The following is a 13,981-nucleotide window of genomic DNA, read 5'->3' as shown; positions in this document are numbered from 1 at the left end:
AGTAAGATTGTATGGGACTTCAAACATAAGCTCTAGGCATAACGCAATATGTTCCAAATTACAGGCGAACATTTGAGAAAAGCTGGGGGCTTGTCGCTTGTATATAAACTGCACATCTGCAGACGTAAATTGCCTCTTTCTCATAATGAGACGGGGAGACGACTCACACTCCCCGTTCAGGTCTTTTATAGTGCTTAATGCCTAGCACAGGGCTTGCTTTTAGATTCCATAAGACAACGAGGAGTCTATGTATGCCTATGCATAATCTGTTTAAATTTGTCCTGTCACTGGTACTTGCTATCAGCTTCATGAGCCCGGCCCAAGCCGCACTCATGTGTGAACAGGTCTTTACGGATCATTTGGTCAAAGCCCGCGGCACTGAATTCGGTCTGCGCTCTGATACCAAACAAGTTGAAACTCCTCGCGAGCTTTTGGAGTTTGCCGGAACCAAGGCCAAACTTTGGGCCACACTTAAAAAGATTCCTGCAGAACGCAGAGCTCAGGTAGAGCATCTATTAGCTGCTGTCGAGTTCTTTGATTACACGCATACAGCCAAAGAGATTTTGCCGAACTTCCTGGATGGTACCAATAAGGTTTTGGATTTTTCCAAGATTTACGATCGTTTTGGTGAATCCACAGAGGCCGCTCCATACAAAGGCTTCTTAAACGCTCGCGATAACTATTTAAGAAAAGAAAAACCAGAAATCACAGCCGACCTTTTGCCTGAAATCCACAAGCGCATCATGGAAAATGGTGTTGAAGGTATTGCTCCTGCCCAACTGGGTGTTTGGCGCAATGGTCACTGGATGGGTAACGTTGCCGGTGACTTCATGATGGTCCCTAAAGAAGTGACGGTTGTTGAATCCAATCCTTATCTTGGCTGGCAACAAAGCGGCACAATGAACAAGGACTTGAACATCGGACTTTGGGAGAAAATCAGAGTCTGGGGCTCACAAAAGGACATGGCTATTGGCGGTGGTACAATCACGCTGATCAGCGGTCGTATTCACTACCCTTTTGTAACAACGCCGAAACAGGAGACGGTGGATCTAATCAAAGATACACATCCTGAGGTATATGCAAAAATCCTGGAATATCGCAAAGAAAAAGGCACATCTTACGGCGGCCAAGGCACTCCAGAGTTAGAGCAAGCCTTCACAAAAGCCCTGGTGGAAAATCGTTTTGCGAAATTCAATTCCGAGCGCGCAGCATTGGGTACCATCAAAATCGGAGTTAACGAGCAACAATACATTGATATCGTAGCGGATTTCCAACGTGACCTGGTTGCGATCCATCCTGTTCTGAACGGTAACGGTCGTACAACCCGCTTATTCATGAATTACCTTCTGACTAAAGAGGGCTTGCCTCCAGTTCGTCTGGTGGATCCATTCCTGGATGTACAGGTATCACAAAAAGAATGGCGTGAATACGTTCATAAAGGTGTCGTAAACAACGCAAAACTACAGGCGGACATCATGTACCGCCTGGAAAATGGAATGACGATCGAGCATTCTCCGGAGCTTCTGTATCCGGGCTTGCCAGAGATGGTCAATATTTCCCTGAAACAACAGGGCAAGACCAAAGAAGTAAAAAACTACGCCCAAACCAAGGTTGATGCTGAGCAGTTCAATGCTTTCCTGAAAACTTTGTATCAAGCGCATCCGGAATTGAAACAGGAAATCCTGAATGATCGCCTGCGCACAATGTCCCGTATCGCAGATATGTTTGTGGAATACTATAGATCAAAAACCATCCGATACATCCATGATAAAGATGGTGAACGCGAGATTGGTTTACGCCTGGTTGACCCTGATTTTGTTGCAGCCTTTGGTAAAAACAAATCGAACTCGAAGTACTTGTGGGATGCTAAAATCGATCGCTGGTACGACAAAGAAATGTTGGTTTGGCGCGGCCTTTCTAACAGAAGTCGAGAGCTGACTCGTCAAGACCTGTTGGAATACTTCAGAACTCCAACATCGCACCTGGTTTCAAACAGTGTTCTTAGAGCTATCCACGCAGGAAAGCCTTTGGTTGAAGCTATTAAAGATGACTTTGTACTGTTCAACAAAGAGACCATCACTGGTGATATGGTTGAAATGGCGATTGATCACCACAGAAGCGGTCCTAAATATGGAGTCTCTTACGGCTACTCCACATCCAAACGTGAAGTGGTCGGTAAAGCCTTCGCCATGGGTGCCATGGTTGTTGGCAAGTACGGCGAACACACGGATCCAAAACTTCAGGCGATGCTAAAATCCCGTATCAATGTGGCCTCTTACCGCGCCATCAAAGATGTGGATTTAGGCAGATTGAAAGCTTTCGATCCGAAATTCTCATACACGTACGGACGTCAGGCCGAAGTTATGGGCATCGGTGGTACCGATCCAGATGCTGTCATGTTGATCCAACGCCTGGACGCCAAAGGTAATGTGACTGAGACACTTCTAAGAAATACCGACAAGCCATTTGAAGTGATGGTTATTGAAGGTCGCTACGTACCTGGAGAAGGTCCGCTTCCAAAAGAGCGAATCAAAGAGCGCCTGACTATTCAGCCAGCCACTCCTTAAAACCTGCTTTCTGTGCAGCTGCAAGGTCCTTACGATCGATTTCGTAGACATTGCAGTTGCCGGTAGGGCTGCCGCAAACCTGAATTCGCATCATCCCATCATTTTGATTTTTACTTGAATAGACCTGGATAGTTCCCAGGTCTTTTTGCATTTCAGCGATCGCGATTTTTTGCCCCTGACCGCATTGCAAAGAACCATCTGGTTTAAAGACTTTCACACGGTCTGTTGTATTACTGGATGCCACTGCAGCTCCTGTTGCCTCAGCTTGAGATGTTTTCTTTTTCTCCCCACGGCAATCACCGTGAGAACAAGCAGCCAAAATTAGTACTGGAATAAGTGCCGTAATTAATTTTTTCATCTCATGCTCCCCGACTTTTAATCAGCTAGTAGTTACTGCGAACCCATTGTGCATCAATCGCGTAAAGATTGGCTTCTCCAGAGATAAAATACACACGGTTTGATTTTTCATCCACCTGAGGTGCCGCCAGAATTCCGCGACCAGGCTCCATGGAACCCAATGGTTGTCCAGTTCCTGCATCCAGGAATTGCAAATGTCCTTGCGACTCACCAAAGGTCAAAATGCCTTTGAATAGTTTCACTTGCGTTGCGATTCCGTCCTTAACCTTAAAGCTCCAGATCGTTTGACCTGTTGCTTTGTTTAGAGCCAGTACTTCGCCCGTGGTGGTTGGATAATAAATGCGATCTGCAGCAACTGTCACAGAGCTATACCCACCCTGATCCACTCTCCACAGAACCTCACCTTTGGCCGCTGAAACAGCGTAAAGTTTGTCATCGTAACCAGCGATATAAATCTGCTCGCCATCCAAAATTGGGCTGGCATCGATATCACGGAAGCGTTTGTTGCGATTCAATTGAAGTTCCCAGGAAACAGCTCCTGTTTTTGCGTTAAACGCCACCAGGGATCCGTCCGAGAATCCAATGTACAAAGTTCCATTGCGAATTGCCGGCTTACTGCCTCCACGAATCGAGAACACCGAAGTGTCCTGACGGGAGTACAACCAGACCTGCTTCCCTGTAGCGGCATCCAATGCGTAAAGCACATTGTTACCAGCCAGGAAATACACAGTGCCTTCATCAAGCAATGGCTCTGAAAGGTTTTCTGATTTCGTTGGGAAAGTCCATTGAACGCGGCCGGTAGAGGCCTCTACGGAATAAAAGTTACCATCGCTGGCACCCACAAACAGACGATCACGAATCAAAGTGGCGCTGGGCTCAACGCCATTTTTGATCGGCAGCTTCCATTTCAACTGACCGTCACCACGACCATAAGCTGAAAGGGAGTCCATACCGTTCCCCTGGATAATCAGATCGCCCGCCATGATCGGTGTCATGCGGTTGATTTTTCTGAACCCCAGGTTGTCTTTATAAGTAGTTTGGCGAACCCATGCGGTTTTGACCTCGAAGGTTCTTTTGCTGCTGTTAAGGGCGCGCCATTGATCAACAGTCTTCTCAACTGACTGATCCAGTGTCGTACAACCCATCATAAAAAGAGCCAAAGCCCCCAGATACAAAAACTTCATGTTTCGATCCTGTGAATCCTAAAGATTCTGTTTTGCCTTCAATAGACGAAGGTATTTGGCAGCTTCACGTGTAGCCGCTGCATCTGCATTTTGTGCATCCGTGTTTTTTGCAACTTCAGTGTACAATTGCTCAGCTTTCGCAGTATCATTCATGGATTCATAACAAAGACCCTGGCGCAATTTTGCTTCGTTATGAGCGTATGAGAAAGATTTGGAAGCCACGATTGCATCCCATTTGGAAACTGCACCTTTGCAGTCACCTTTATCCGCCAGGATATTGCCCATCTGCATCCATACCAGACCAGAAGTCAGGTCCGATTTGTTCAAACCCGCTTCCACTTTGTTCAAGGAAGCCATCGCTTCGTCGTACATTTTATAAGACACATAGATGTCGCTCAAATTCAAAGCCGCCATTTGACCAGCAGTTGTTTTTGGAGACTCATTCAAAAGAGCTTCAAAGCCAGTGATCACTGTGCCGTAATCTTTTTGAATGTCGCCAGTTGGCTTTTTGCTTGGATCCACGACGGGAGCATTCTTTTTGTCTTTAGCCGCTGCCGCAGTCACTTCTGCGCGCAAAGCCTCGTCAAAGCCACGCTTTTTCTCGGTGTAAGCCTTTTCCAAAGCAAAGTATTTACCTTGAGTCTCAGCGTCCTTTTTATGAGAAAGGTAGTTCATCAAAGCCATACCACCACCGATAACGATGAAAGCAAAAACCGCCGTGATAACGATTTTGGAGTGAGTTGTGGTCCACACAAAACCTTCTCTCAACGTTTTTGTAACTTGGTCAGGGCTTTTCAACTCTTCTTTAGTAAACTTAGTGCTCAAGATAATTCCTCGCTGTTAATAAATACTTAGACGCAATAATTGTTAAACTGGACCCCTGCGGAGTCAACCCCGAGCGCCCCGTAGTTCGCTGCGTCGATAACAAATAAAAAGGCCCGTTACCGTATGGTAACGAGCCTTTAATTAAGTTGCTTCAGCCTACGCACCGACCGGTGCTTCGGCACTGCCGGCCCAGCCGACTATCTATTGTAAACTTCTTTCAAAGTTGTGAATGAACGAGAAGATTTACCTGGGTGACGTTGTTTCAAGCGACCAATTGTTTTGATACGCTCTTCAGCCATACGGTCTGCAGCAGTGTGCGTACCGATATTGTCACGTTTTGCGATTTCGTAAACTTTAAGGATGTTATCGTACACGCGTTTTGTTTTTTCAAACGCACGCTCTGGGGAGTAACCCTCAAGCTCAACAAATACGTTCATCAAGCCACCAGCATTAATAACGTAATCTGGAGCATACAAGATGCCCAATTCTTTCAATTGGTCACCGTGACGAGCTTCTGCCAACACGTTATTAGCGCCACCAGCGATAACTTTAGTTTTAAACTTCGTGATGGATTGATCGTTAACGATCGCACCCAATGCACATGGAGCCAAGATGTCGCATTCTGCGAAAAGAATTTCGTCAGAGCTAACGGCTTTGGATCCATAAGTTTCAGCGATTTTTTTCGTGCGTGCCATATCGATGTCCGCAACGATAGTTTCAGCGCCTTCTTCTTTTAGGTACTTCACAAGGTTGGAGCCTACGTTTCCAAGACCTTGAACCGCAATGCGCATACCCTTCAAAGAATCTGTACCGAATTTTTCTTTTGCAGAAGCTTTGATACCCATCAAAACACCGTGTGCAGTGTATGGAGATGGATCGCCAGAACCACCGAAGTCCTTAGGAATACCAGTCACCCATGGAGTCTCCATGTAGATGTGTTCCATGTCTTGAACAGAAGTACCCACGTCTTCAGCCGTGATGTATTTACCATTCAAAGAGTTCACGAATTGACCGAAAGCACGGAAAAGACCTTCAGATTTTTGAGTTTTAGCATCACCAATGATAACAGCTTTACCGCCACCCAAGTTCAAACCGGATGCTGCAGCCTTATAAGTCATACCTTTGGAAAGACGTAGAACGTCAACCAACGCTTCATCTTCGTTTTTATAGTTCCACATACGAGTACCGCCCAAAGCAGGACCCAATGCTGTGTTATGAATTGCGATGATTGCTTTTAGACCAACAGCAGGATCGTTACAGAATACAACTTGCTCGTGATCACCATGTTTAGAGATTACCTCAAACGTTCCCATGGAAAATTCTCCTTAAATTAGAATTGCCATGGGATCATTGTTCCATTTGAGTAAAAAGACTAGCACTTATGCTCAGTGCTAGATGCGCTGAGCTAAATGCTCTCAATATACTTACATTTTCTCCGGCGCCGGCATTCCAAGAACTGCCATACCTTGCTTCAAAGTCGCACCCACAGCGGAGCTCAATGCCAGACGAGCTTCACGAACAGATTCTTCTTTTTCTGTTCCAATCGGGCACTCATGATAGAAGACATTAAATTTTTTCGCTGTCTCATACAAATAAGTGCAGATCGCGGCTGGTTTGTAGTTCTCAGCAGCTTGCGCCACAGCAGTATTAAATCCAGACAAAGCCTGCATCATTTGTTTTTCTGCTGGATGAGTCAGCAACGCCCAGTTCACAGATTTTTGCGTACGCGGGAATTTGCGCAATAAGCTTTGAATACGTGCATGAGAGTACTGAATAAAAGGACCAGACTCACCATCAAGCTTCAGCCACTCGTTCATATCAAAGACGATCTTCTTGTTCGTATCCATACGAAGCATTCCATAGAAGATCGCACCTTTCGCCACTTGCGCAGCGATCAAGTTCACATCCTCCTGAGACCACTCATCTTTATAACGAGCCAAGTATTGAGTTTTAACGTGCTCTTCCATGTTGCGAACCAGATCATTCAACGGCACGATGTTGCCCTTGCGCGAGCTCATCGCACCATCTGGAAGTTCCACATAGTTGTATTGAAGATGGAAGCAATTCTTAGCTTGTTCAAAACCCAGGACTTCAAGAACACGGAAGACTTGTTTGAAATGCAAAGCCTGGCGCATATCAACGATGTATACCGATTTTTCGATATGCACGTCCTGGAATTTATGGCGAGCCAACAATAGATCTTTAGTGGCGTAAAGTCCTGTGCCATCGGATTTCAAAAGCATGCAGAAGCCCAATTTCTCGGCTTCCAGATTCATACCGATCGCGCCTTCGGATTTTTCAAGTTTGCCTTCAGCATAAAGCTCTTTAACCCATGCAGCCGACGGAGCATCCATTTCGGATTCAAAATACCACTCGTCGAAAGTCACATCTGCCCACTTATAGACAGACTTCATCAACTCGATAGACCACTCGCGAGTTTCTTTCCAAAGATCATAATAAGGACCGCTTTCAGCTTCCAATTGCTTAAGGATCGCTGTTAGCTCCTGACGATTCAAATCTTCTTGAGGCGTGCCGTTTTGATCTTCCAAAAGCAGATTGGCTTTTGAATACATGCTGCCCAGCCATTCACCTTTTCCAGTTGCAGGAACAGGTTCTTGGTTGTGCTTTTTCATGTACCAAAGACATTTCGCCACGTGAGTTCCCATGTCGCCTGGGAAAGTGGCAGATACGATCTCGCGACCGGCATATCTCAACATACGAACGATAGAGTCACCCAAGCACAAGTTACGCATGTGACCCACGTGAAGTTCTTTATGCGTATTTGGCTGAGAGTATTCGATCATTGTTTTCGGTGCTTTTTCGACCAGGGCTTTTTTGAAATGCTCGCCTGTCAAAATAGGATTCAAAACTTTTTCACCGAAAGCTTGCGGAGCAAAAGTCAGATTCAAATAGGGTCCAGCCGCCTGAGCTTTGATCAGGTTGGAATCAAGTTCCATATTCGCAGCCAATTCCCCAGAAATTTGCGGAGGTCCTTTTTTCAAAGATTTCGCCAAAATGAAACAACCGTATGCCAAATCACCCAATTCGGAATTTGGTGGCTCAACCAGGGCTTTATAGATCTCATCTGCAGAAAGGTCGTGACCCATCTTTTGAATCGCGGCTGCGATTTTTTCAGTGGCTAAAAGGCGGATTGAATCGTGTTTAATCATATAAATTTCCAAACTAAGAAGACGGCAGCCCAAACGAGCGACATAGAAAGAATGAATATACTGATTTTTCGGTGAAATTTAAGGTCTTTTTTAAGCTTTGCGACTTCTGCGTTCAAAGCGTGCTTTTCAGCCGAAAAACCATCCAATTTGCGCGATAAAACCGACATTTCTGCCTGTCTTTCGGCTTTTTCTGATTCCAATTCCTGCAAAGCCTTCTGATGCAAGACCTGCGGGCTTTGATTCATGAAATATTGCGGAGTTAAACCGGGAATTTTCTCGTTCAAAATTGAATACCACTGAAGGGCTCTCCAAATATGCGGAGGAGCTTCATCGCCTTGCTTTGTCCATCGAGTCCAACTGCTTGGATCGACCATCAAAAGCTGACTCATTTTGCGTTGTGAAAGCCCAAGACCCAATCGAATCGATTCCAAATCCCCCATCTGACGACGAAGAACCGAGATCTGAGCCTCATAATGCATCCTTAAAGAGGTCTTTGAGCGGGGAGAGTCAGCTGAGCCCTCCCCTGCCTCCATTTCAGATGAAGGGCTTAAAGAACCCTCAATATACCCCTCGTTTGAAACGTCCTTTTCATGGGGGTCCACACCTAGACCCTGGGTCTCCATATCCATTCAAAGCCTCCCAGACTGTTGTACTTCACAATATTAGTGTTGTTATGCGCATTGAAAAGCGTTGTGAAATACATGTATACTTTAAAAGGTCCCGACAGGGAGTCAAGCTAAGTCTTTGAAACCACAAAAGAATCCGTCCTGGGTACCCCTATAGACCCCTTTTTCAAATTTAACTATAGCTTATAGCCATAAGCTATAGTGCTATGTATATGTAAATACAGGGTTTAATTTGAAGGTTCTTTTGGGGTTTTAATGCTAACGCGTCTAGTCTAGGTAATATAAACAAAAATTATTTACCTATCACCACTTTGGATGCAATGCGTTATGAGATACTGATTGCCAGACCTCTTTTAAGTTTCAATGATGAATCATGTCCACGGCATCCCGGTATCAGCTTAATAAGAACAAATATCTCCTCGAACCCGAGGTTGACCGTTTGCGAAAAATCCTCACAGATTTTGAACTCAAAGATCCGCGCAATTGTTTGATGTTTTGGGTGGCTTTAAAGACTGGAGCCCGAGCCCAAGAGGTCCTTAACATTCAAAGGTCGGATCTTAATCCCTACGATGAAAGCATCTTTATCCGGGGTTTAAAGAACTCAAATGACCGGGAAATTCCTATTCACTCAGATATCTTTGCCCGACTTCATCGCTTTGCAGAACAGCAGGCCAAAGAACAAACAGGCAACCTGGTTTTTCCGATCAGCTATCCCCGACTTTATCAAATCTGGGAGATGTATCGCCCCGTCCCTAAGAAATTCCATTCTTTAAGGCATACTTTTGCGATTGAACTCTACCGAAAAACCAAGGATTTGCGCCTAGTGCAGGTCGCTTTGGGGCACAGAAATATCGCCAATACGATGGTTTATGCCGACTACGTTTACTCTCAAACTGAGCTGCGCAAGCTCATTCTATAGATACCCCAAAAACAAAAAAAAGACGCCGGTCGGGGGAAACCAGCGTCTTTAAGGAGTGCACATTTGGGGGTTGGGGAATTATTTAAATGTTATTGATCCATGTTGCGAATTTCGTTCGCAAGACGGTCAAATTGCATATCTTTATCAGGCTGAGCTGCTGTTTTTTCTTTAGCAAAGCGCAAGAAGTCTTTGTTAGTTGGTGAACTATAAGAAGAACCAGATGCTTCAACGATAACGATCTTCTCTTTTTTAGCAACTTCGCGAGAGTCGTGCAGGTTTTCACGAACTGCGTGGTGAAGTTCTTTTTGAGCTGCTGCGTTTTCAGAAATCATGGAGCCGAAATCAGCAACTTTAGCGAAAGAGGTCATTGGGATCAAAGTCATCATTGCGATCAAAACTTGCTTCTTCATAATTCACTCCTTGGTTATACCACTACCTATTGCATCGGTGGTGCCAAGGCTGGCATGCATATATTTGAGCTGGCACAGGGCTGTGACTTTCCACGCTCCGCTCCTGTAAAGGAAATGAACATCGCCACTTGCGTTGAAGGTTATTTCAGCCTAAAGTCTCAATATTAGACAGGAATTTCGTCTCAAAAGAGCACAGTTCGGACAGGTAATTGATGATCAAAACCCTCTTTCCAACATTCGTTTATTATAGCCCTCTTCAGGAGGCGGCAAAAACCAAGGTTCTAAACAAGGATCTGAAAATGGAATCACTTAAAATTGCCGAAATCGATGAGGAGGGGCAGGCTTGGTCCAAGAAGAACTATAAGGGTGGTTTTACTTCCTATGGCTCCATGGCCCAACTTCATCAGTTTTCCAGCACCTTTAACGATTTGGAAAAACAGATCGATAAACACGTGCGCAAATTCGTAAAGCACCTGGAAATGGACATCAATCCCAAAGAACTTCGCATGAGCTCTTGTTGGGTGAACATCATGCCATCCGATGTGATTCACACCATGCATCTGCACCCGCTTTCAGTTATTAGCGGGACTTACTATTTGCAAACACCCAAGAATTGCTCGGCCATCAAATTTGAAGATCCGCGCATGGATTCATTCATGGCTTCGCCACCACGCAAACACAATGCAAAGGTGCACAATCAGCGCTACCACTCCATTGAACCGCAAGAAGGCCATGTTGTGTTGTTTGAAAGCTGGCTGCGTCACGAAGTCCCAGCAAACAGTTCTGATAAAGAGCGTATCAGCATCAGCTTTAACTACGACTGGGTTTAAAAATGTCGGACCTTTCAGGTATTCAGATTAAAAATCTTAAGAAAGACTTTGGAACAAAAACAGTTCTAAAGGATTTTTCCCTGCAGATTCCTGAAGGTTCATTTACATCTTTAGTCGGGCCCTCGGGCTGTGGAAAATCCACGGTTTTAAGATTGATCGCCGGATTGGAAAGCGCCACAGCGGGAGAACTTAAAAACTCCCAGAAGAATCATTTCGGCTTTGTATTTCAAGATGCAAATTTACTGCCTTGGAAAACAGTTTTGGAAAATGTGCTGTTGCCCTTTGAAATCAGTCCAGAACTTAAAGGAACTTCCAAAAATGAAATCAAATCCAGAGCTTTGGACGCTCTTAATAAAGTAAACCTGCAAGACAGCGCGGACCTGTTTCCCCACCAACTTTCAGGCGGCATGAAGATGCGTGTCTCCATTGCCCGTGCCCTGGTAACAAAGCCAAAACTGCTGCTAATGGATGAACCATTCGCTGCCTTGGATGAATTCACGCGCTATCAAATGCAATTACAAATGCGTGATCTGTGGCAAAGTGAAGGTCTGACTGTTTTATTTGTGACTCACTCATTATCAGAAGCGGTCTTTATTTCTGAACGTGTGGTTTTGATGGCTAAATCCGGCGGAGGCATTGTTTTGGATCAAAATCTGACCTTACCCAAAGAACGCCAGGAAGAACTTAGAACATCACCGGAATTCAACCGCATCATCAAAGAACTTTCAGAAGGGTTAAAACGATGAAGCGCTTCATCCCAGCCCTTGGATTTTTTCTTTTAGTTACCAGTGTTTTACAGATTTTGGTGAAGCAAAATATTATTGCAGAATCCTTGGTTCCAGCACCGGAAACTGTCGTAAAAACTTTGATTGAGTTGAAATCTGATTATGTTACATCGTTTTCGCAAACTCTTTGGAACACCCTTATGGGTTGGTTCTTAAGTATTTTGTTTGGAACGATCCTGGCTGTGGTCTTTTCTTTATCCGACCTTTTAAAGCGCGCTGTTTTGCCATTTGCGGTGTTTTTTCAAACAGTCCCTATCATTGCAGTGGCTCCATTACTGGTGATCTATTTCGGCTTTGGTGCGCCCACAGTGATTGCTTCAAGTTTCATTGTTTCGATTTTTCCGATCATCGCAAACACCTTGATGGGTCTTGAAAGCGTTCAGGCAAATCAACTGGACCTGTTTAAGATTTATCACGCGAATGCCTGGCAGATTTTGTGGAAACTGAAACTCCCCGCTGCGTATTCCTATATCTATTCCGGCCTGAAAATATCAGCCGGTTTGTCGATCATTGGCGCCATTGCCGGGGAGTTTGTGGCTGGTGGCGGATTGGGCTCCATGATTGACTCTGCCCGCACACAACAGCGGGTTGATATCGTGTTTGGTGCCTTGATTTTACTTTCTGTGATGGGTCTTTTGATAATCGGAGCCCTGACATTGGCTCATCGCCTGATTCAAAAACGCCGTCCTTATTTTACGGGAGACTTATGAAATCACTTTTGATCCTGGCTTTGACACTTGGAAGTTCTGTTGCTGTTGCGGTAGAAGCAAAAAACACCAAACCCACTCCTGTGACCATTGCTTTAAACTGGAAGGCCGAGCCCGAGTTCGGTGGCTTTTATGAAGCTTCCATTGGCGGCATTTATGCAAAACATGGCATCGATGCGAAAGTTCAAGAGGGCGGTTCTGGCACTCCCACAGTGCAAATGCTGGCGAATGGCAAAGTGGATTTCGCGATCGTCAGTGCTGATGAAGTTGTGATTTCCCAGGACCGTAATCCAAAAAACAAAGTCATCGCTTTGTTCGCGGTCTACCAGACAGCTCCCTACATCATCATGACCCATGCGGAGCGCGGCTTTAAAAACTTGCGGGATGTTTATCTGAGTGAAGGCACTCTTTCAGTTCAGGCCGGACTTCCCTATCATCAGTATTTGCTGCAGAAATTTGGGAAACCCAAAGTGCAGGTGGTGCCCTATCTTGGTGGTGTTTCAAATTTCCTGAATGACAAGAAGTTCTCACAACAAGGTTTCATCACTATTGAGCCGTTGGCAGCACAAAAAGGCGGCGCCAAGGTTCAGAGCTTCTTGATTTCGGATGAAGGCTTCAACCCCTATGTGGTTGTACTTGCCGCCCGCGAAGAGACATTAAAGAAAAACCCGGAGCTGGTAAAAAACGTGGTCGAAGCCACACGCCAAGGCTGGCAGGGATATCTTAAGGATCCCACGAAGACCAATGAGCACATGGCAAAATTGAACAAATCTCTGGATCTGGCGACTTTTAATGAGGGAGCTCAGATTCAAAAGCCCCTGATCGAAGCCAAAGGCCAGGAATTGGGGAAAATGAGTATTGAACGCTGGGAAACCCTGATAAAACAACTAAAAGAGCTAAAACAGATCAAGTCGTCCCCGAACGCTCAGGATCTGTTCAGACCCTAAAAGGTCTCCAAGGTAGCCATTCTCAACTTGACGAAGCGCTTCATACCTTTTAGAAAGGAGCGCTTGTCGGAGTTTATTATATGAAATTAACCATCAATCTTGCTGAAATTCCTGAAGAAGGCCGCACCTATTTGTGGGATACACAATCTGGCGAGGCCAACGCTGTATTAGCCGATTTAATTGGCAAAAACACCTATTCAGCTGAGTTTACGATTCGCCCTTTAAACTCCAAAGACTTTGAAATGTCTGGAGTAATCAGCACGAAGATCCCAGATCAATGTTCTCGCTGCGGCACTGATATTCAGTTCCCAATTACCGAAAAATACCGTGAAATCCTGATCCCTAAGCAAGATCAGCCGCGCAATTCCAAATATTCGAAAGTAAATCACATCAGCGATCTTTCCGGTGATGAGACTGATTTCTGCGAATATGAAGGGCAAAATTTCGATATGGCGGAATATTTACACGAGGTTATTGCGCTAGCGACCCCGTATAATCCCGTATGTCCTAAACAAGATAACCCGAACTGCTCAATTTACACAAATCCTGAGCCAGAACAGGGTTTTATCTATAACGAGGAAATGCCGGCCGAGAAGCCAGAAAGTCCTTTTGCAGCTTTAAAGAACTTAAAGCTTAATTAAAGACTTGATTTTT

14 protein-coding genes are annotated in these 13,981 nt (G+C 45.1%); 7 read left to right on the top strand and 7 right to left on the bottom strand.

All coding sequences use genetic code 11. The features are described from left to right. Window positions 1-251: 251 nt before the first annotated feature. Entirely contained in the window at window positions 252-2,567 is a 2,316-nt protein-coding gene (locus AAAA73_RS06750) for a Fic family protein (RefSeq protein WP_340597430.1), read from the top strand. On the opposite strand, the gene AAAA73_RS06745 is transcribed toward AAAA73_RS06750, so the two are convergent. The 6 genes from AAAA73_RS06745 to AAAA73_RS06720 form a co-directional block, all read right to left on the bottom strand. After that, the gene (locus AAAA73_RS06745) at window positions 2,545-2,925 is read right to left on the bottom strand and encodes a hypothetical protein (protein WP_340597429.1); all 381 of its coding nucleotides are present in this window, start codon (window positions 2,923-2,925) and stop codon (window positions 2,545-2,547) included. The two genes, AAAA73_RS06750 and AAAA73_RS06745, sit on opposite strands and share 23 nt — an antisense overlap. A gap of 25 nt (window positions 2,926-2,950) precedes the next feature. Continuing rightward, a complete protein-coding gene (locus tag AAAA73_RS06740) occupies window positions 2,951-4,108 on the bottom strand; it encodes an outer membrane protein assembly factor BamB family protein (RefSeq protein ID WP_340597428.1) in 1,158 nt (385 codons plus the stop codon). An 18-nt stretch (window positions 4,109-4,126) separates the two neighbouring features. Beyond that, entirely contained in the window at window positions 4,127-4,933 is an 807-nt protein-coding gene (locus tag AAAA73_RS06735) for a tetratricopeptide repeat protein (RefSeq protein WP_340597427.1), read from the bottom strand. A 197-nt stretch (window positions 4,934-5,130) separates the two neighbouring features. Beyond that, on the bottom strand, window positions 5,131-6,246 hold the full coding sequence (locus AAAA73_RS06730; protein WP_340597426.1) for a Glu/Leu/Phe/Val family dehydrogenase: 1,116 nt from the start codon (window positions 6,244-6,246) through the stop codon (window positions 5,131-5,133). Window positions 6,247-6,357: 111 nt separating this feature from the next. Further along, complete coding sequence (gene argS, locus AAAA73_RS06725) at window positions 6,358-8,103, bottom strand: arginine--tRNA ligase (RefSeq protein ID WP_340597425.1); 1,746 nt, start codon at window positions 8,101-8,103, stop codon at window positions 6,358-6,360. Further along, window positions 8,100-8,732 (bottom strand): hypothetical protein, encoded by a 633-nt coding sequence (locus AAAA73_RS06720; protein WP_340597424.1) that lies wholly within the window; start codon window positions 8,730-8,732, stop codon window positions 8,100-8,102. The genes argS and AAAA73_RS06720 overlap by 4 nt, the downstream gene beginning before the upstream one ends. Window positions 8,733-9,102: 370 nt before the next feature. Between AAAA73_RS06720 and AAAA73_RS06715 the strand changes: the two genes are divergently transcribed. Next, window positions 9,103-9,648 (top strand): tyrosine-type recombinase/integrase, encoded by a 546-nt coding sequence (locus tag AAAA73_RS06715; protein ID WP_340597423.1) that lies wholly within the window; start codon window positions 9,103-9,105, stop codon window positions 9,646-9,648. Between the two features lie 89 nt (window positions 9,649-9,737). Here AAAA73_RS06715 and AAAA73_RS06710 read toward each other — a convergent pair whose 3' ends face one another. Then, window positions 9,738-10,058 (bottom strand): hypothetical protein, encoded by a 321-nt coding sequence (locus tag AAAA73_RS06710; RefSeq protein WP_340597422.1) that lies wholly within the window; start codon window positions 10,056-10,058, stop codon window positions 9,738-9,740. A gap of 212 nt (window positions 10,059-10,270) precedes the next feature. Here AAAA73_RS06710 and AAAA73_RS06705 point away from each other — a divergent pair, with 212 nt between their 5' ends. The 5 genes from AAAA73_RS06705 (at window position 10,271) to AAAA73_RS06685 (ending at window position 13,968) form a co-directional block, all read left to right on the top strand. Further along, window positions 10,271-10,888 carry a 2OG-Fe(II) oxygenase family protein gene (locus AAAA73_RS06705; RefSeq protein WP_340597421.1) on the top strand — a complete coding sequence of 206 codons (618 nt, stop codon included), beginning with the start codon at window positions 10,271-10,273 and terminating at the stop codon, window positions 10,886-10,888. A 2-nt stretch (window positions 10,889-10,890) separates the two neighbouring features. Continuing rightward, window positions 10,891-11,634 carry an ABC transporter ATP-binding protein gene (locus AAAA73_RS06700; RefSeq protein ID WP_340597420.1) on the top strand — a complete coding sequence of 248 codons (744 nt, stop codon included), beginning with the start codon at window positions 10,891-10,893 and terminating at the stop codon, window positions 11,632-11,634. Continuing rightward, a complete protein-coding gene (locus AAAA73_RS06695) occupies window positions 11,631-12,383 on the top strand; it encodes an ABC transporter permease (protein WP_340597419.1) in 753 nt (250 codons plus the stop codon). Before AAAA73_RS06700 ends, AAAA73_RS06695 begins: the two co-directional genes overlap by 4 nt. Continuing rightward, window positions 12,380-13,327, top strand: a complete 948-nt coding sequence (locus AAAA73_RS06690) for an ABC transporter substrate-binding protein (protein WP_340597418.1) — start codon at window positions 12,380-12,382, stop codon at window positions 13,325-13,327. The genes AAAA73_RS06695 and AAAA73_RS06690 overlap by 4 nt, the downstream gene beginning before the upstream one ends. An 80-nt stretch (window positions 13,328-13,407) precedes the next feature. Continuing rightward, entirely contained in the window at window positions 13,408-13,968 is a 561-nt protein-coding gene (locus tag AAAA73_RS06685; protein ID WP_340597417.1) for a YceD family protein, read from the top strand. Window positions 13,969-13,981 lie beyond the last annotated feature (13 nt).

The sequence above is a fragment of the Bdellovibrio sp. GT3 genome (genome assembly GCF_037996765.1).
Taxonomy (GTDB): Bacteria; Bdellovibrionota; Bdellovibrionia; order Bdellovibrionales; family Bdellovibrionaceae; genus Bdellovibrio.
The sequence above is the reverse complement of the archived record's forward strand: the minus strand, read 5'-3'. Positions and strand labels throughout refer to the sequence as shown.